Origin of the sequence: Bradyrhizobium sp. ORS 111 (genome assembly GCF_045571485.1) — a bacterium.
Classification (GTDB): domain Bacteria; phylum Pseudomonadota; class Alphaproteobacteria; order Rhizobiales; family Xanthobacteraceae; genus Bradyrhizobium.
Genome location: NZ_CP120701.1, coordinates 6,399,164 through 6,416,707, shown reverse-complemented (window position 1 = coordinate 6,416,707; position 17,544 = coordinate 6,399,164). Strand labels below are relative to the sequence as shown.

Here is a 17,544-nt window from a genome sequence, read left to right as displayed (position 1 = left end):
CCGCGCTGCATCGCTCCGCCTATCCCTCTGCCAGTGGAATAGGCGGCGGAGCCTGCCTGCGGAACAGGATGCGCTGATACAGCCAGCCGATCGCGACCAGCACGATGCCCAAACACATGAAGGACAGCGCGCGGTAGACGCCGGTCAGCGTCGACATGTCGACCAGAAACGCCTTCAGGACCGTCAGGCCGATCACGACAGCGGACGCCAGCCGCGCACGCTGCGAGTTCACCAGAATGCCGATTCCGAGCAGCGCGACGCCGAACATCAGCCAGGCGATCGAATAGGTGTATTGCTCCGCGTCGGTGGTCTCGCCGTAGGTCAGCAACGGTCCGTGATAGAGCCGGCGGATTTCAAAGGTCACGTAGGCCAGCGCGAGGATCAGCGCGCCGGCGGCGATGGTGTTGCCGTAGCTCGCGGGACGATGCCCGGCCACGGCGTAGGACAACAGCAGCGCCAGCACGGCGGGCAGGGCATAACCGAGCAGCAGCAGGTTGATGAAGCTGCCGCCGACATTCTCGGACCACAGCATCGGGTTCTCCAGCCCCAGCAGTCCGAACACGGTGCCGAGCGCGGCGAACGCAGTCAGCAGGATGGCGCCGACATTGTGAACCACGCTGCCGCTGCGCAGCCGCAAACGCTCCAGCCCGATCGCCATTGCAAGCGCCACGCCGACCTGTAACGCCACCTCGCTCAGTCCCGCGGTATCGCGATAGACGTCGCCGCCGTTGACGGCGTGACGGATCTCCATGAAGGCGAGCAGCACGGTGAACAGGATGGCGGCGGATTCGACCATCCGCAGCGGAACGTCGTCGCCGTTGCGGCGGAGGAAGTGGCCGCCCGCCCAGAACGACAGTGCCGGAATGCCGTAACCCCATAACAGCCAGTTGAAGATCGGCGTGGTACCGACCGCATCACCGGCGATCCGTGGTTCATAGCCGATGCGCAGTACCACGATAGCGGCGAGGATCGCCGCGAGCCAGCGCAGGAACCGGATCGGCCGCCGCACCGAAAGCCATGCGGTACCCATCGAGAGCAATGCGAGGGCGATGGTGAGCCAGCCGCGGTCGAGCGCGAAAGTGAGCGCGAGGGCCAACGACGCAAGCGCACCGGTGGCGAACAGCGCGATCGAGGGAGCGAGCTCCGGCCGTTCGCCGCGCCGCGTCAGCGCCTCCGTTGCGGCAGCGTAGATTGCAGCCAGCAGCACCGCGAGGATGGCGAACGGGATCGAGCGATCCAGATGCGCGATGCGGGCATAGAGCGCGATCAACAGCGCGACCGGCGTGAACACGGCCGTCGCCGCCCAGGTCACCCTGATCTTCGTCGTGGCAAACCGCATCTGGGCGAGGAAGCCCGCGATGCCGAATGCGGCCGCGAAGACCGCCGCGGTGACCAGATGCAGCGAGACCGAACCATCGGTCGCCGACGGGCCGATGCCGGGGATCGCTCCGCCCGGCAGCACCAGCATATCGACGTTGCTGCGGACCGCCCATTCGCCGAACACGATGAAGGCGAATGCTGACGCGGCGCCGATCGCGCCCACTGCGGCGGGCGCGCGCCAGCCGACGACGAGGCTGCCGGCCACCAGCAGCGCAAAACTGATCATGGCGGCGTCGGCATGCGAGCTGTTCAGCACGATCATCGTTGCGCCGAACAGGTAGGCCGCGAGCGAAACGGATGAGATCGGCTCGATCGCTTCGCCGTCGCTGGCCGGGCCGAACATGAAGCCGCAGACCACGAGCAGCGCGGCCAGCACGAAGCCCGCGATCACGTGGAAGGCGTGCGGCGCGATCATCTCAGCTCCGCATTGCAGGCAGGGGAAGGTCCACAGCAGCGCGAACACGATCGTCGTGATCGCAAGCCAGCGCCACAACCGGATGCGCGCGAGCCCGAATGCCGCGGCGGTCACGATCGCGAGATAGACATAAAGCGACCAGAAGTCGGGCTTGTCGGACGAGACCAGGACAGGCGTAACGAAGGCGCCGACGATGCCGAGCCCGGCAAGCGCAGGTCCGTGCAGCAGCGCCGCGGCGAGCGTGCCGAGCGCGACCAGGCCGAGCAGGATGAACGCGCTTGCCGGTGCGAGGAAGTCATAGAGAGCATAGGCGGCGTAGACCGTGGCGAACGCCACCGCGGTGCCGGCGGCAGTGAGGATCGCCGGAATGTTGGCGATCGGCAGCGCCGCGATGCTCGAGATGCTCTCCTTGCGCCGCGTCCATTCGCCGGCCGCAAGCAGCGCCAGCGCAAACAGTCCGCCGAGCATCGTGCGCACGCCGGGGCCGAGCAGGCCGGCCTCGATCGAGTAGCGCACCATGAAGAAGCCGCCGAGCGCGAGTGTCAGGCCGCCGATCCACACCACCCAGCGCGTACCCAGTCTCTCTTCCAGCCCGGGCGACCTCTGTGGCAGGGGCGGCGGCGCACCGCTCGGCGCGCTTGTCGTCGGCTGATCCTGCGTGTCGGGCACAACGGCTGCCGCCTCCGGCAACGGCGGCGGCATCGGTGCAGTTGATGGCGCAGCCGGCCGCGTCTGCTCGGCTTGCTCGGGCGGCGCCGGCGTGAGCGGGCGCGCGCCGGCTGCCGTCGCGGCTTCGATCGCGTCCAGCCGGTCGCGCAACGCGGCAATCTGGTTCAGCGCCTTGCGCGCAAAGATGACCGCGACGATGGCGATCACCAGCGTCAGGAAGTCGAACGGTGAATCGAACATTGGGCCTCCGGCAAAGCGCGCCGGACTCTTGGCCAGCCAGCGGCCCGTCGCAACCTATTATGTGCCGCCTGAGGGGCCGGAAGTTCAAGCGATCGGGCAGGGCGGGTTCGTATTATTCCACATCGATGCGGAATGGGCGGCCCTCGACGCTCATACTGCCCGGGCCCATCGCATCGAGCGCCCGCAGCATCCGGCCCTCGCGTCCTAGCGCCTTGTCGGCAAGGCTGACGATCAGCCGGTTGGGAGACGCGATCGGAGAGGCTTCGCGGATCAGCCGGGCGATCGTCATTTCGTCACGCTGCGGATTGAGTGCGCAGACGGCGGCGAACGCGCTCGCGGTCGAGCGGCTGATGCCGGCATAGCAGTGGACCACCATCGGCGCGCGACGATCCCAGCCGCGCACGAAGCTCAGCACCCTTTCGATATGCGCCTCATTGGGTGCGACGAAGCCGTCCACCGCCTCAGTGATGTCATCCATCGACACTTTCAGATGATTGGCGGGAAGCACGGAAGGCGGCCGCTGCACCTGATCGACATTGGCCATCACAGTGAGCACATGGCTGGCACCCGTGGTCCTGACCGTGTCGGGAAGCGCGGCAAGTGAACAGACGTGAAGCATGATAGTCCTTGGAACTCTCTGTCCCGCAATTATAGGCCCGTGTGGGAGGCGGTGAAAGCCGCCGCAGCCAGTCAGGAATGCAGCCCGTTGAAGCGCTCCAGGAACTGCTTTTCGGCCCTGGCCGCGGTCCATGGCGTCAGATAGTCGCGCGCGGTCGCCTCGGGCAATCCGGGATCGCGGCCGAACAGCCGCTTGGCTTCGCTTTGCGAGAACCCCGCAAGGTGGGTCGCTTCCAGATAGGCCGCGCCGCGATCGGCGGCCTTGATCTGCTGGGTGACCTCCTCCGCGAGCACGGCAGGCAAGCCGAAGCGGACGTGGATCGCGGACAACAGCCGCTTCTCCACCACCTTGTAGTCGCCGCCGAGCACGGCCTTGAACGGCGAGATCATGTCGCCGATGACGTATTCCGGCGCGTCGTGCAGCAGCGCCGCCAGGCGGAAGCTGGCATCGACGCGCGGCATCTGCTGACGCATCACCGCCTCGACCAACAGCGTGTGCTGGGCCACCGAGAAAATATGCGCGCCGCTGGTCTGTCCGTTCCAGCGCGCAACGCGCGCGAGCCCATGCGCGATATCCACGATCTCGATGTCGAGCGGCGAGGGGTCGAGCAGGTCCAGCCGGCGCCCGGACAGCATCCGCTGCCAGGCGCGCGCGGTTTCCGTCGATTTGCGTGCGGTCATTTCGTCTTGAGCCGCGGTGCGCGGTGCTTGCCGCCGCAGGTCTGGTGACAGAAGCAGGTGACGAGATGATCGTTGACCATGCCGGTCGCCTGCATGAAGGCGTAGACGATCGTCGGTCCGACGAACTTGAAACCGCGTGCGCCGAGCTCCTTGGAGATCTTGATCGAGACCGGCGTCGAGGCCGGCACGCTCGCGGTGGTCTTGAACTCGTTGACCTTGGGCTTGCCGTCGACGAAGTCCCACAAGAATTTCGAGAAGCCGGGCCCCTTCTCCATGATCTCCAGATACGACTTTGCGCTCGCAATCGTGCCCTCGATCTTGGCACGGTTGCGGACGATCCCCGCGTCGTTCATCAGCGCGTGCACCTTCTTGTCGCTGTAGCGGGCGATCTTCTCCGGCCGAAAGTCGTCGAAGGCTTTGCGGAAATTGTCGCGCTTGCGCAGGATCGTGATCCAGGACAGCCCGGCCTGGAAGCCGTCGAGGATCAGCTTCTCGTAGAGCGCGCGGTCGTCATACTCCGGCACGCCCCATTCATTGTCGTGATAGGCGACATAGAAGGCGTCCTCGCCCGGCCAGGGGCAGCGCGTCTTGCCGTCCGGATGCAGTTGTGCGGTGCGGCTCATGCGACGGTCTGCCTGGGTGGGGTGCGGACAACATCAGGCTCGGCGAGGCGAAGTGACAAGCCGCCCGCAGTCAGCGGCTGGCCGGCATCGAGTGCGTCGGCGACACGGTCGATGCGGACCAGCGCGAGGCCTCTCTCGCCTGCGGCCGAGCCCATGGTGCCGACCTGCTTGTCGCCGGCCAGGATCGTTGCGCCCGTCTCGGGCGAGGGGCCATCGAGGATGATCTTGACAGTGCGGGTGCGCGCCGTGCCGCGGTGCTGCATGCGCGACACCACTTCCTGGCCGACATAGCAGCCCTTGTCGAAATCGACGCCGTGCAGGTGATCCATGTTGGTCTCGTGCGGGAACGCATCGCCATACGTGAAGTCGAGCCCGCCGCGCGGCACGCCGGTCGCGATGCGATGCGCCTCGTAGGCGCTGCTGTCGACGAGATCGGCGCCGATCAAATCTGCGAGCTTCTGCTTCAGCTCTTCAGGAATCAGGATGCGCCAGCCGAGCTGCGCGTTGCGCGGATCGGCAAAGGCCAGATCGGGCGTTACCGTTGGCGTACCATCCCATGCTGCCAGCACACCGAGGTTGTCGGTGAGGTTCTCCACCACGACCTTGGCGCGCAGCTTGTAGAAGCCGAGCTTGTCGGCGAGGGCCTTGGCGAGCGCACGCGGCGCGTCGATCAGGAAGCCGCCGCCCTGTCCGGCGGGTGTCTCCGTGATCAGGAAATCGACGATGATCTTGCCCTGAGGCGTCAGCAGCGCGCCGAACCGGGCCTGCCCCGGGCATAGGTCGGCAATGTCTGCGGTGATGAGGCCGTTGAGGAAGTTGCGGGCGTCCTCGCCGGAGACCTTGACCACGCCCCGATCTGGAAGAAACGCTGCTTTCATTCGCAAAATTGGCTCTTTTTCCAAGTTCCTTGGGAAACGCGCGGCTCGCGCATATCTCCTGCCAAGCTAAGGCGCTAAAGTGCACCGAACAAGGCCCGCGGGACAGTGGAAAGCGGGCGTCGAGGACCGATGAATCAGCGTTTTGATACCATTCTAAAATCCGGCACCGTGGTCAATCAGGACGGCGAGGGCGTCCGCGATATCGGCATCGCCGACGGTCGCATCGTCGCGATCGGCTCGCTCGGCCAGGCCTCCGCCGGCGAGGTCATTGACTGCAAGGGCCTGCACATCCTGCCCGGCGTGATCGACACCCAGGTGCATTTCCGCGAGCCCGGCCAGACCCACAAGGAGGACCTGGAGACGGGATCGCGCAGCGCCGTGATGGGCGGGGTCACCGCCGTGTTCGAGATGCCGAACACCGACCCGCTGACGGTGACCGAGGCCAACTTCACCGACAAGGTCAAGCGCGGCCGCCACCGCATGCATTGCGATTTCGCGTTCTTCATCGGCGGTACCCGCGAGAACGTGCAGGATCTGCCGGAGCTCGAGCGGGCGCCGGGCTGCGCCGGCGTCAAGGTGTTCATCGGCTCCTCCACCGGCGCGCTGCTGGTCGAGGACGACGAGAGCCTGCGGCGGATCTTCCACGTGATCCGGCGCCGCGCCTCGTTCCACGCCGAGGACGAATACCGCCTCAACGAGCGCAAGCCGCTGCGCGTCGAGGGCGACCCGCGCTCGCATCCAGTGTGGCGCGATGAGACCGCGGCGCTGATGGCGACCGAGCGGCTCGTCAAGCTCGCGCGCGAGGCCGGCAAGCGCATCCACGTGCTGCACATCTCGACCAAGCAGGAGATCGACTATCTGCGCGACCACAAGGATGTCGCGTCCTGCGAGGCGACGCCGCACCACCTCACGATGGCCGCGCCGGACTGCTACGAGCGGCTCGGCACCCGCGCCCAGATGAACCCGCCGGTGCGCTCGGCCGATCATCGGGCCGGCATCTGGTCCGGCATCGAGCAGGGCATCATCGACGTGCTCGGCTCGGACCACGCGCCGCACACGCTGGAGGAGAAGGCGAAGACCTATCCGACTTCGCCTTCGGGCATGACCGGCGTGCAGACGCTGGTGCCGATCATGCTCGACCACGTCAACGCCGGCCGGCTGTCGCTGGCGCGGTTCGTCGATCTCACCAGCGCAGGTCCCGCACGGCTGTTCAACATCGCTTGCAAGGGCCGCATCGTGGCGGGCTATGACGCCGACTTCACGGTCGTCGACCTCAAGCGCAGCGAGACCATCACCGACAAATGGGTCGCCTCGCGCGCGGGCTGGACGCCCTATGACGGCGTGCGGGTGCAGGGCTGGCCGGTCGGCACCTTCGTGCGCGGCAAGCGCGTGATGTGGCAGGGCGAGCTGACGGCGCCGTCGACCGGCGAGCCGGTGCGGTTCCTCGAGACGCTGAAGCCGTAATTGATCTACTGCCGGGCGAGCGTGAGCGAGAACTCGCCGTTGCGCACCCGCGCGGCGAGCCCTTCGGCGTACTTGGCCACCGCGTCCTCGCCATAGGTGGAGACGAGTTCGGCCAGCGCCGCGAACAGGCTCGCCTGCGCCAGGCAGTCACCGTCGACGCCGTCATGACGCGCCTCCGCCCAGGCCTCGTTGAGGTAGCCCAGCGCGGCCTGCTTCTGCTCGTGATCGGGCCGCGGATCGTGGTGAAGGGAGAAGGACGCTGGATGGCGCATGAAACTCATCAAAATTGGTGCGCGGTCCGGAAGCGAACCACGGCGACACAGGCGAGGTGTAGCACGCATGCGGGTACCGCCTAGCCGATATCTTTAAGAAAGGTTAACGCCGGTTTCGACATTTGAAGGGGAATTCCCGCCATCGGCCGCGCCTTAGCCAAATGAGCTGTGGATATGATCCAGCACCGCGCGCGGGGAGGCGCAGAGGTGGCTGGCGCCGGCTTCGATCAGCTCCTCAGCCGTGCCGTAGCCGTAGGTGACACCGACCGCGCGGATGCCGTTTCTTTTCGCCCCGATCACATCGTGGCTGCGGTCGCCGATCATCACAGCCTGCGCCGGATCCGCCCCGGTCTGCTCCAGCGCATAGGCGAGCAGGTCGACCTTGTTGACGCGGGTGCCGTCGAACTCGGACCCGAACACGTGGTCGAAATAGCCCGAGAGCCCGAAGTGCGCGATGATTCGCGTCGCGAATACATGCGGCTTGCTGGTCGCCACGAACATCCGGCGCGGTCCCTGCCGGAGCGTGGCCAGCACCTCGACGATATCTGGATAGACGGCGTTCTCGAACAGCCCGACATCGCCGAACCGCTCGCGGTACAGCGCAACCGCCTGGTCGGCGTACTCCTCGCCGCCGAGCAGCGTCGCGAAGCTGGCCCGCAGAGGCGGCCCGATGCACCAGGTCAGCTCGTCTTGCGAGGGAACCGGGCGACCCAGCTTACGCAGCGCATATTGGATCGAGCCGGTGATGCCCGGCTTGGGGTCGGTCAGCGTGCCGTCGAGATCGAAGAAGATCGCGCCGTCAGTTGGCATAGCGGGCCGTCAGGTCGCGCGAGATCTTCGACCCCTCCTCGATATAGCGGCGGATCGCCACCGCCGCGGCGGGCGTGCAGGTGCGGTAGGTCTGCTGGAAGCCGTTATAGCCGCGGTTGAAGCCCGCGATCATCCGGGCGCGGCGGTCGCCCGAGGGGGTCTCCGCGTCGATCAGCGCCTGCATCTCGTTGCGCCATTTGCCGCCGTCGTTGGCGCCGCAGATGCCGCGCAGATAGTGCAGGGTGCCGAGAATCTCGGCCAGCCGCTGCAGGTCGCCGTCGAACGGCGCAGCCGCGTCCTCCGCCCGGGCTGGCGTCACCAGGCATGCCGACAGCAGGATCAAAACGGCGAGACAAGCTTTGCGCATCAAGAGTTCCGGAATGGCCCGTGGTATGCCCCCGCAATGCGCCCGAGGCAAGGCGCTGAAGGCCCCAAATCCGGCCCTCAAACCAGCCCCTTGGCCGCCGCGATCACCTCATGGAGCCCGCCGGTGACCTTGAGCTCGCCGATCTCCTCCGGCCGCAGCCATTTGAAATCATCATGCTCGTCGTTGAGCACCGGTTCCTGGCCGGCCCAGCGCGCTGCGAAGGTCATGATCAGGTAGTGCCCGGCGCCGGGGCCGGTCGGCAGCACCTCGCGCCAGCCGGCCAGCCCCACGATCTCGACGCGCAAGCCGGTTTCCTCGTCGACCTCGCGGTGCAGGGCGGCGTGCAGGGACTCCCCGAATTCGACCCGGCCGCCGGGCAGGGAATAGAAGCCCTTGCCAGGGGAGCGGGCACGGCGCACCAGCAGCACCTTGCCGTCGCGGAAGATGGCGGCGGAGACGGCGAGCTGCGGACGGATCGGGGGGGCTGAAGAGGTCAAAGCAATCGGCAACCGGTTTCTGGAGCATGATCCGGAAAAGTGGCAGCCGGTTTTCCGAAGAGATCATGCTCAAATAGAAATGTCATCATGCCCGATAAATCAGCCGCTCGCCATGATGCTGTCGACGTCGGCCTCGGCGGCGCCGTTGATGACGCCGGCGGTCAGCATCACCAGCGGCTTGACCCAGACGATCGCTTGCTCGGCGAGCGCGATCCGGCTCTTGTCCTGTTGCAACTGCCGCATCGCGGTGCCGACCTCGAGCAGGATCCGCGTCATGCTAGCGGTAAGGTGGTCGAATTCGGTGCGGATCTCGCTATCTGCCATCTGATAGGCCTCGATCGCGAGATCGCGCGCCTTGAAGCCGGACGCGGTGAAATGCTCGGCATAGGACAGCGGCCGCCATTCCAGGAAATCGCTGGCACATTCCGGCATGTCCGGGATCATCTCCAGCAGCATGATGGCTTCGTTGAAGTGATTGAGGTAGTCGGTCGCAAGGCCGGTGCGGGGATTGATGTTGGCGGCGCGCAACTGCGCGGCGCGCGCCTCGTCGGGCTGCGTCGGTCGCGGGGCGGGCCTCGCTATGGCGGCCGTTGAGGTCATCGCTCGCAGTCTTCGGCGGTCCGGGTTAAAGGGCGATAAATGAATACCACTCTGGACGGGATATGTGCGGACGCTTCGTGATCACCTCGCCGCCGGCGGCGTTGCGGCAGATCTTCGGCTATATCGAGCAGCCGAATTTTCCGCCGCGGTATAATGTTGCGCCGACCCAGCCGATCCCGGTGGTGATCCTGGACAATGGCGGCCGGCATTTTCAATTGATGCGCTGGGGCCTGATCCCGTCCTGGGTCAAGGACCCGCGCACCTTCTCGCTTCTGATCAACGCGCGCTCCGAGACGGTGCGCGAGAAGCCGGCGTTCAAGAACGCGCTGCTGCGACGCCGCGCGCTGATCCCGGCCGACGGCTATTACGAATGGCAGGATGCCGGCGGCCGCAAGCGGCCGTTCTTCATTCATCGCCGCGACGGCCATCCGATCGCATTCGCTGCGCTGACCGAGACCTGGATGGGCCCGAACGGCGAGGAACAGGACACCGTCGCGATCGTCACCGCGCCGGCCAGCCGCGACCTCGCGAGCCTGCATCCCCGCGTGCCCGTCACGATCGCGCCCGATGCGTTCGAGCGCTGGCTCGATTGCCGCGCCAACGACGTCGATGCCGTGATGCCGATGCTGAAAGGTCCCGAGATCGGCGAGTTCGCCTGGCACCGGGTGACGACGCGCGTGAACGGCTTTGCCAACGACGACGCGCAACTGACGCTGCCGATGACCGCGGACGAAATCGCCGCCGAGGACGCTCCGCCACCGAAGAAGCAAGCGCCGCGCAAGGCGCCGGCGCGCGAGGATGACGGGCAGGGGTCGTTGTTTTAGGGATCGATTGAAGGTGCGCGCTGCGTGACGGAGACCGACGCGCACCTCTCTCGCCGTCGTCCCGGCGAAAGCCGGGACCCATAACCACTGCGTTTGGTGATGAATGGGATCGTGGCCCCAGCGTCGCGCAACAATGGGCATTGGGGTAATGGGTCCCGGCCTGCGCCGGGACGACGCCCGGGATGGTTCTCGCTCGATGTCTCACGCTGTCATTGCGGGGAGCTTGCCACGTCGGGCAACTCAGTCATTGTGCCCTCACCCCGTCACCGACGCCACGCCCTCGATCTCGATCAGCATCTTCGGGTTGGGCAATGCGACCACCACGCAGGTGGTGCGCGCAGGGTAAGGCGGGGGACCGAAGGCGCCGGCATAGAGCGCGTTCATCGTCGCGACGTCGGAGGTGCGCGTCAGCAGCACGTTGACCTTGACCAGATCGCGCATCGTGGCGCCCGCCTCCTCCAGCACGCGTTTGAGATTGGTGACGACGTTGGCGAACTGCGCTTCGAAGCCATCGGGCAAATCTCCATTGGCGTCGAAGCCGGGAATGCCTGAGATGAACAGCAAATCGCCGACGCGGGCGCCGAACGAGAGCGGCGGCGCCTTGATGCCTGGCGGAGGAGGAAAGCGTTTGATCGCTGTCATGGTGTCACCCGTCTGCGCGTGAGGGAAGGGCTGGGCTCTGCACGGCACGCGGCGCTGTGGCGTGCCGGCCGCAGAACGCGTGGCCGATCATGCCCAAAATCATCGCCGCGACGAACACCACGATCGGCAGCGTGAGGCCGGCGAGGTTGACCAGCGCCGGCCCGGGGCAGATGCCGACAAGACCCCAGCCGATGCCGAACAGCACGGCACCTGTCACCAGCGGCGCGTCGATGTCATTGCGGTCGGGCCAGAGGAAGCGGGCCGAGAGGGTGGGCGCTGCGCGCTGCCGCGCGATCGCGAAGCCGGCCGCCGTCACCGCAACCGCGCCCGCCATCACGAAGGCGAGCGTCGCATCCCAGGCGCCGAAGATGTCGAGAAAGCCGAGCACCTTCTGCGGATCGGTCATGCCCGAGATCAGGAGGCCTGCACCGAAGATCAGCCCGCAGACCAAACTGGCGACAATCTGCATCGCTAGCCTCCGAACCCGTGCCTGACGATCGCCACGGTTACGATCGCCGTCAGCATGAAGATGCAAGTCGCCGCAATCGAGCGCACCGACAGCCGCGCGAAACCGCAGACGCCATGGCCGGAGGTGCAGCCATTGCCCATCCGCGTGCCGAATCCGACCAGCAGGCCCGCGATCGCGATCACCGCCAGGCTCGCATTCATCGTGGGCCGCGGTAGCGGCGCGCCGAACAGTGCTGCAATCAAAGGCGCCGCGATCAGGCCCGCGACGAACGCGATGCGCCAGCCGCGGCCCTCGGAGCTGCCCTGCAGCGCACCGCCGACGATGCCGGTGACACCAGCGATCCGCCCGGTCAGCAGCATCAGCAGCGCCGCGGCGAGCCCGATCAGCGCGCCGCCGAGGAGGCCGGACAAAGGTGTGAAGTTGTGCATGGTGGCACCTGTCGCCCCGGCGCCTAGATACCCGGGGCGGTCAGCCAAGGGTTCGCGCTGAGCGCGGCTAATGATAAACCCCGCAATAGCTGGGACAAGCGCTATCGGGCGTGCCCTGCGGGCATTTCAACGGCGCCATCAGTCGGTTAGATTGGCGCGAATCGATCTGCCTCCCCCACATCGCTCGGAGAACTCCCCATGAGATTGTCATCCGCCGCCCGCGCCGTGCTGTTCGCGCTGGCGCTGCTCACCGGATCGTCCGCCGCCCGGGCCGACGAGGCGGCCGTGACGCTGGTCATCTTCAAGGGCGGCTGGATCTTCGGCGGCTCAGTCGGCAAGGGCGTCATGACCTTCCACGGCAAGACCTACGGACTCACGGCCGGCGGGCTGGACTATGGCCTCGTCTTCGGCGGTTCGCAGACGACGTTGCAGGGGCGGGTTCGCAATATCCGCCGGGCTCAGGATATCGCCGGCGTCTATGCCGCGGCGGGCATGGGCGTTGCGCTCGGCGCCGGCGTGCGCGGCATCCTGCTGACCAACCCGAACGGCGCGGTCCTGGAATTGGGCGGCAAGCAGGTCGGACTGATGGCCAATGTCGACCTCAGCGGGCTTGCGATCACGTTGAAGGAGTAGCAACTCGCACGTCGGGTGGGTTAGTCTCACTGCGTCATAGATTAGTCTCACTGTGTCATAGATGATGTGTGTCCTCATCCCGAGGAGACCGCGAAGCGGGCGTTTCGAAGGAGGTAGGCCACGGATGGGCCTCATGGTTCGCCTGGCGATGCGCAGCATCGTCCAGAGACGCGCGTTCTGTGCTCCTCACCATGAGGGGTACAAGGTTTGCTACGCAGTAGGACCCATCCGGCTAGGCCAGTGGCGCCTTGATCCACTCGGCCAGCTCGCGCCACGGCTGCAACGTCCAATGTCCGGACGCTGCGCCTGACGGCGAGGGCAGCACGAACACGTCGGGAAATCCGCCCATCGCGGGCTGCCGACTGAGCGCGATCGCGCTGGTCGGCCTGTTGTAAAACAGGCTCGCCGCCTTCTTGCTCGTAAAGGCGATCGTCCTCGGACGATACGTCTCGATCTTCATCCTGAAGCCGATGACGTCGAACGACTGTTTGGCGATCTCGTGATCCATCCCGGCGCCGGTCTTGCAGAGATCGGTGAAGCCGATGCCGAGTGCGAGCAGTGCCGCGAACTCGTCCGGCCGATAGCGCCGTGGCGTGATGGCGGCCTCATGCAGCGCCCGCCAGAAGCGGTTGCCGGGATGGGCGTAGTAATGCCCGACCGCGGCCGAGCGCGCGCTGGCCGCGGTGCCGACGAAGACGAGGCGCAGATCGGCGCGGAGCTGGTCGGGCAGGCGATGGGAGATGTGGTCGGACATCACGCTAAATCATCTGCGGACAGTCCGAGCTTGTCGAGCAGGCTGCTCAGAATGGCGAGCTGGCCCTTGGTCACCTTGCGGAATGCGTCCTTCACCGGAAACCAGCCGGCGCGGTCCGCCTCCGGAAATTCCGCAAGGCGTCCCGACCTTGGCGGCCATTCCATCGCGAAGGTGTTGCTCTTGAACGTGGCCAGGTCGAACTCGCCTTCGAACGCCCACGCGCTGACATGCTTGCGGCCTGGTTGCTTGAACACTCCGAGCTCGATGAACGAGCCGGTCGGCCGCTGTCCTGTTTCCTCCTCGAACTCCCGCTTCGCGGCAACAAGCGGATCTTCGCCGTCTTCGTAGAGACCCTTCGGGATCGACCATGCCCCATCGTCTTTCTTCGCCCAGAACGGACCGCCGTGATGCACGAGCAGGACCTCCGGGCCACCACGCGCGCGACGAAACATCAGCAAGCCGGCACTTCGTTTGGCCATGGTCGATTCCAAAGAGTTGCTTCAACGCCTATCGGGCGCGGGCTCATCACCGCCCCCGGACTCGCGGTTCACCTCTCCCCGACGGGGAGAGGTCGGATTGCGCTCGGCGATGCGCAGCATCGTCCGGAGCAATCCGGGTGAGGGCTCTTGCCTTCTCGATGGACCGTAACCCCTTGTATCTGCAGGGCCATGATTTGTGCGATGGAAGCGACTTGCGCTTTGGCCGGTGGCCACCGGCCAAAGCGCGTGGCGATGTCGCCCGTTTGCCCCTCCGGCTACAACCGTGGGTGAGCTCTGGGATCTTCGCCATGTCACGCACGACCGAACAGTCGCTTGAGTTCCGATCGCATGGACAAGGCAGGTTACCGTGAAGAAGACGATTTGTGGAGTGGACGTTTCGAAGGCCAGGCTCGATGCCTGTATCGAACCCGGACAACGGTTTGCGAGCTTCGATAATGATGCCGCAGGCATTGCCAAGCTGGCCGCGTTCTGTCGCGAGCACGCCGTCACGTTGGCGGTGATGGAGGCCAGTGGCGGTTACGAGCGAGGGGTGTTCGTCGGGCTCTGGGAGGAGGGGATCAGTTGCGCGCTGACCAATCCCCGCAGCGTCCGGCGCTATGCCGAGGCGATGGGCATTCTGGAGAAGACCGACCGGATCGATTCCTCGGTGATTGCCCGCTTCGCCCATGCCAAGAACTTGGCAGCGACCCCGCTGCCAAGCAAAGCCCAGCAGCGGCTGAAGGCCCTGGTGACAAGGCTCAGACAGGTCACCGACGATCTGACCGTCCAGAAGCAGCGCCGCGCCAGCATGTTCGACAACGGCGAGATGCGTGCGAGCATTGACGAGGTGATCGTCCTGCTGAAGCGCCAATCCCTCTCGCTCGAAGGGGAGATCGCTTCGATGATCGATGACGACCCGCTGTGGGCAAAGCTCGCCGAGACCTGGCGCGAGATGAAGGGCGTTGCCGGACGGACCGTCGCCCGCCTCCATGCCGAGCTGCCGGAGATCGGCACGGTGTCCAACAAGGCCATTGCCAAGCTTGCCGGTCTCGCCCCGATCGCCAATGACAGTGGCAAGCGCAGGGGTAAGCGACCCACCCGCGGCGGCCGCGCCGCCGGCGTCCGCTCCATCCTCTTCCTCGTCGCGGCCATCGCCGCCCGCTACGACAACAGCCTCGGCGAGTTCCGCGACCGGCTGCTCAAGGCTGGCAAGGAGAAAATGGTCGTGCGCATTGCGCTCGCCCGCAAGCTCCTAGTCCGCCTCAACGCCAAAGCACGCGATGCGCGTGCCGCTTACCCCAATGCAACTTGACAATCCAGATAGTCGCTCACCCGATTTGCTGCGCAAATCGACCTCTCCCAAGGGAGAGGTGACTTCTGGTCCTGCTTCGGCAGCTCCACCCAATCCCATCCTGCGCTAACGCGCTGGCTCCTTGATCCGTTCGTCTGATGTGACCGACTCTGCCGGCCTGGTCGCGCACACCATCAGGAACGTTCCCGAGAACGATGTGCCCATTATCTTCCAGCGCCCATCGATCTCCGTCGCCTCGGCATTGACCGCGCCGTCGTAGTGCACCGTGTCGTAGCCGTAGCCGGATGGTTCATAGCGCTTGACGAACGACACCGCGCTGCCGGAGCGATGGCCCGCAATCGAAGCATTATGGGTGATGATCGGGCAAGCCGGCGTCATGCAGGGTTCGGTCACGCTGCCGCCAAGCGCGTCGCCGGTCTCGATCAGCGTCGCCAGAAACGTGACCACGCCGGCGCCCGGCTGAACATAGCTGCCGTCCCAAATGCCGGTGAGAGTGTCGGTCATGGTGCTCCTAACAGGGTGTACGCGATCGTAGCCCGCATGAGCGTAGCGATATGCGGGGCGGATATAAATCCCTGACGTAGCGTCTCAACGCAAGTTGCGCCCGCCGGCGTGGCGATTGCCTGATCAGGCAAAAGGGTCTGTAATCGATCGAAACAGATCAAGAAGAATTGCGGGAGCTGAAAATGACGGGAGCGGCCAAGACACATCACGACAAGACTCATTACGAGGTGATCGTCGTCGGCGCCGGCGTCGCCGGCATCTATCAGATCAAGCGGCTGGTCGATCTCGGCATCGACGCCACCGTGCTCGAAGCGGCGCCCGATCTCGGCGGCACCTGGTACTGGAACCGTTATCCCGGCTGCCGCTTCGATTCCGAGAGCTATACCTACGGCTTCTCGTTCTCGCGCGAGCTGCTCGACGAGTGGCACTGGAAGGAGCGCTTCTCCGGGCAATCAGAGAACTTGCGCTATCTCAATTTCGTCGCCGACAAGTTCGACCTGCGCCGGCACATGCAGTTTGGCTGCAAGGTCGAGGCGATGCGGTTCGACGAGACGCGCGACCTCTGGCAACTCAGGATCAGCGACGGCCGCGAGCTGACCTGCCGCTTCGTGGTGCTCGCGATCGGGCTGTTGTCAGCGCCGACCATGCCGCGCGTCGAGGGCATCGACGACTTCAAGGGGCGCTCGTTCCATACCTATTACTGGCCGCACGAGCCGGTCGATCTCGGTGGCAAGAGAGTGGCCGTGATCGGCACCGGCGCCACCGGCATCCAGTTGATCGGCGAGATCGCCGACAAGGTCGCCGAGCTCACCGTGTTCCAGCGCCGGCCGAACTGGAGCGCGCCGCTCAACAACAGCGCGATCTCGGAAGCGGAAATGGCCGGCATCCGCGCCCGCTACGACGAGATCTTCGCCGCCTGCGCGCTGACGCCCGGCAGCTTCCTGCACGGGCCGGACAAGCGCGGCTTTTACGAGGTGAGCCGCGAGGAGCGCCTTGCGCTGTGGGACAAGCTCTACGACGAGCCCGGTTTCGGCATCTGGCTGGCGAATTTCCGCGAGATCTTCATGGATGAAGCCGCCAATGCCGAACTGTCGGAATATATCGCAGGTCGCATCCGTCAGCGCGTGAACGATCCCAAGATCGCCGAAAAGCTGATCCCGAAAGATCACGGCTTCGGCGTGCAGCGCCTGCCGCTCGAGACGAACTATTTCGAGGTCTACAACCGCGACAATGTCCATCTCGTCGATCTCAGCGAGACGCCGCTGGTGCGCGTCACCGAGACCGGCCTGCGCACCACGGCGCGCGACTATGACTTCGACATCATCGTCTACGCCACCGGCTTCGACGCCATCACCGGCGCCTATGACCTGATCGACATCACCGGCATCGGCGGCGCGAAGCTCGCGGACAAATGGAAGCACGCGCCGTCCACCTTCCTCGGCATGCTCGTGCACGGCTTCCCGAACCTGCTGATGCCCACCGGCCCGCAAAGCGCCTCCGCGTCAACGAACTTCCCGCGCGGCATCGAGAACGGCGTCAACTGGTGCACCAACTTGCTGCAATACATGTGGGATCGCGGGTACACGCGCGCCGACGCCACGTTGGAAGCACAGGAGCGCTGGACCGCGCATGTCGTCAAGATGTACGAGATCATGCTGATGCGCAAAGCCAAGGGCTGGTTCACTGGCTACAACTCCAACGTGCCTGGCCACGAAGAGGGGACGGTGCGGTATTTCGTCTACAACGGGGGCACACCGAAGTTTTTGGGAATCATCAATGGCGTGGCGGAGAAGGGGTATGCGGAGATTGAGTTCAGTGCAAGGACCGAGGACCGCGTCCAGGCGGCGGCCGCTGGCGCGTCAGGGTAGCTTTCGGCATAGTTGGTAGCCCGCATGAGCGCAGCGATATGCGGGACGGATGCTCGGATGTCGCTTCGCTGATCCGGGCTACTCGCTTGCAAAAGAAGCCGGGCTTTCGCCCGGCCT

Annotated in this window: 21 protein-coding genes; 5 read left to right on the top strand and 16 right to left on the bottom strand. The window is 65.6% G+C overall.

The window, feature by feature from the left end; genetic code table 11:
* Nucleotides 1-19 precede the first annotated feature (19 nt).
* From P6U30_RS29535 to P6U30_RS29515, 5 genes are all read right to left on the bottom strand, one after another.
* Nucleotides 20-2,704, bottom strand: a complete 2,685-nt coding sequence (locus P6U30_RS29535) for a DUF2339 domain-containing protein (protein WP_407166326.1) — start codon at nt 2,702-2,704, stop codon at nt 20-22.
* Nucleotides 2,705-2,816: 112 nt separating this feature from the next.
* Nucleotides 2,817-3,323 (bottom strand): tyrosine phosphatase family protein, encoded by a 507-nt coding sequence (locus tag P6U30_RS29530; protein WP_407166325.1) that lies wholly within the window; start codon nt 3,321-3,323, stop codon nt 2,817-2,819.
* Nucleotides 3,324-3,394: 71 nt separating this feature from the next.
* Nucleotides 3,395-4,003: a hydrolase gene (locus P6U30_RS29525; RefSeq protein WP_407166324.1), complete on the bottom strand. Its 609-nt coding sequence runs from the start codon at nt 4,001-4,003 to the stop codon at nt 3,395-3,397.
* Nucleotides 4,000-4,626: a DNA-3-methyladenine glycosylase I gene (locus tag P6U30_RS29520; RefSeq protein WP_407166323.1), complete on the bottom strand. Its 627-nt coding sequence runs from the start codon at nt 4,624-4,626 to the stop codon at nt 4,000-4,002. The genes P6U30_RS29525 and P6U30_RS29520 overlap by 4 nt, the downstream gene beginning before the upstream one ends.
* Entirely contained in the window at nt 4,623-5,504 is an 882-nt protein-coding gene (locus P6U30_RS29515; RefSeq protein WP_407166322.1) for a YgfZ/GcvT domain-containing protein, read from the bottom strand. Before P6U30_RS29515 ends, P6U30_RS29520 begins: the two co-directional genes overlap by 4 nt.
* 129 nt (nt 5,505-5,633) lie before the next feature.
* Between P6U30_RS29515 and P6U30_RS29510 the strand changes: the two genes are divergently transcribed.
* The gene (locus P6U30_RS29510) at nt 5,634-6,968 is read left to right on the top strand and encodes a dihydroorotase (RefSeq protein ID WP_407166321.1); all 1,335 of its coding nucleotides are present in this window, start codon (nt 5,634-5,636) and stop codon (nt 6,966-6,968) included.
* Nucleotides 6,969-6,973: 5 nt separating this feature from the next.
* On the opposite strand, the gene P6U30_RS29505 is transcribed toward P6U30_RS29510, so the two are convergent.
* The 5 genes from P6U30_RS29505 to P6U30_RS29485 all read right to left on the bottom strand — a co-directional run bounded on the left by P6U30_RS29505 (nt 6,974) and on the right by P6U30_RS29485 (nt 9,514).
* Nucleotides 6,974-7,240 carry a hypothetical protein gene (locus P6U30_RS29505; RefSeq protein WP_407166320.1) on the bottom strand — a complete coding sequence of 89 codons (267 nt, stop codon included), beginning with the start codon at nt 7,238-7,240 and terminating at the stop codon, nt 6,974-6,976.
* Nucleotides 7,241-7,393: 153 nt separating this feature from the next.
* Nucleotides 7,394-8,050, bottom strand: coding sequence for an HAD family hydrolase (locus tag P6U30_RS29500; protein WP_407166319.1), 657 nt, complete (start codon nt 8,048-8,050; stop codon nt 7,394-7,396).
* Nucleotides 8,040-8,417: a TIGR02301 family protein gene (locus P6U30_RS29495; RefSeq protein WP_407148053.1), complete on the bottom strand. Its 378-nt coding sequence runs from the start codon at nt 8,415-8,417 to the stop codon at nt 8,040-8,042. Before P6U30_RS29495 ends, P6U30_RS29500 begins: the two co-directional genes overlap by 11 nt.
* A 77-nt stretch (nt 8,418-8,494) precedes the next feature.
* The gene (locus P6U30_RS29490) at nt 8,495-8,914 is read right to left on the bottom strand and encodes an NUDIX hydrolase (RefSeq protein WP_407166318.1); all 420 of its coding nucleotides are present in this window, start codon (nt 8,912-8,914) and stop codon (nt 8,495-8,497) included.
* Between the two features lie 99 nt (nt 8,915-9,013).
* Nucleotides 9,014-9,514, bottom strand: coding sequence for a hypothetical protein (locus P6U30_RS29485; protein WP_407166317.1), 501 nt, complete (start codon nt 9,512-9,514; stop codon nt 9,014-9,016).
* A gap of 62 nt (nt 9,515-9,576) precedes the next feature.
* Here P6U30_RS29485 and P6U30_RS29480 point away from each other — a divergent pair, with 62 nt between their 5' ends.
* The gene (locus tag P6U30_RS29480) at nt 9,577-10,338 is read left to right on the top strand and encodes an SOS response-associated peptidase (protein ID WP_407166316.1); all 762 of its coding nucleotides are present in this window, start codon (nt 9,577-9,579) and stop codon (nt 10,336-10,338) included.
* Nucleotides 10,339-10,593: 255 nt separating this feature from the next.
* Here the strand turns inward: P6U30_RS29480 and P6U30_RS29475 are convergent, their stop codons facing one another.
* The 3 genes from P6U30_RS29475 to P6U30_RS29465 are packed head-to-tail and all read right to left on the bottom strand — an operon-like array spanning nt 10,594 to nt 11,925.
* Nucleotides 10,594-10,980 (bottom strand): RidA family protein, encoded by a 387-nt coding sequence (locus P6U30_RS29475; protein WP_407166315.1) that lies wholly within the window; start codon nt 10,978-10,980, stop codon nt 10,594-10,596.
* A gap of 4 nt (nt 10,981-10,984) precedes the next feature.
* On the bottom strand, nt 10,985-11,449 hold the full coding sequence (locus tag P6U30_RS29470; RefSeq protein ID WP_407166314.1) for a DUF6691 family protein: 465 nt from the start codon (nt 11,447-11,449) through the stop codon (nt 10,985-10,987).
* Between the two features lie 2 nt (nt 11,450-11,451).
* Nucleotides 11,452-11,925 carry a YeeE/YedE family protein gene (locus P6U30_RS29465; RefSeq protein ID WP_407166313.1) on the bottom strand — a complete coding sequence of 158 codons (474 nt, stop codon included), beginning with the start codon at nt 11,923-11,925 and terminating at the stop codon, nt 11,452-11,454.
* Between the two features lie 150 nt (nt 11,926-12,075).
* Here P6U30_RS29465 and P6U30_RS29460 point away from each other — a divergent pair, with 150 nt between their 5' ends.
* The gene (locus P6U30_RS29460; protein WP_407166312.1) at nt 12,076-12,510 is read left to right on the top strand and encodes a hypothetical protein; all 435 of its coding nucleotides are present in this window, start codon (nt 12,076-12,078) and stop codon (nt 12,508-12,510) included.
* Nucleotides 12,511-12,742: 232 nt separating this feature from the next.
* On the opposite strand, the gene P6U30_RS29455 is transcribed toward P6U30_RS29460, so the two are convergent.
* Together P6U30_RS29455 and P6U30_RS29450 are read right to left on the bottom strand one after the other, a co-directional pair.
* The gene (locus P6U30_RS29455) at nt 12,743-13,264 is read right to left on the bottom strand and encodes a mismatch-specific DNA-glycosylase (protein ID WP_407166311.1); all 522 of its coding nucleotides are present in this window, start codon (nt 13,262-13,264) and stop codon (nt 12,743-12,745) included.
* Complete coding sequence (locus P6U30_RS29450) at nt 13,264-13,743, bottom strand: NUDIX domain-containing protein (protein ID WP_407166310.1); 480 nt, start codon at nt 13,741-13,743, stop codon at nt 13,264-13,266. The genes P6U30_RS29455 and P6U30_RS29450 overlap by 1 nt, the downstream gene beginning before the upstream one ends.
* 367 nt (nt 13,744-14,110) lie before the next feature.
* Between P6U30_RS29450 and P6U30_RS29445 the strand changes: the two genes are divergently transcribed.
* Nucleotides 14,111-15,055 (top strand): IS110 family transposase, encoded by a 945-nt coding sequence (locus P6U30_RS29445; protein ID WP_407166309.1) that lies wholly within the window; start codon nt 14,111-14,113, stop codon nt 15,053-15,055.
* 105 nt (nt 15,056-15,160) lie between these two features.
* Here P6U30_RS29445 and P6U30_RS29440 read toward each other — a convergent pair whose 3' ends face one another.
* Entirely contained in the window at nt 15,161-15,559 is a 399-nt protein-coding gene (locus P6U30_RS29440) for a hypothetical protein (protein ID WP_407166308.1), read from the bottom strand.
* A gap of 182 nt (nt 15,560-15,741) precedes the next feature.
* On the opposite strand from P6U30_RS29440, the gene P6U30_RS29435 reads away from it, so the two are divergent.
* Entirely contained in the window at nt 15,742-17,427 is a 1,686-nt protein-coding gene (locus P6U30_RS29435) for a flavin-containing monooxygenase (protein ID WP_407166307.1), read from the top strand.
* Nucleotides 17,428-17,544: the final 117 nt, after the last annotated feature.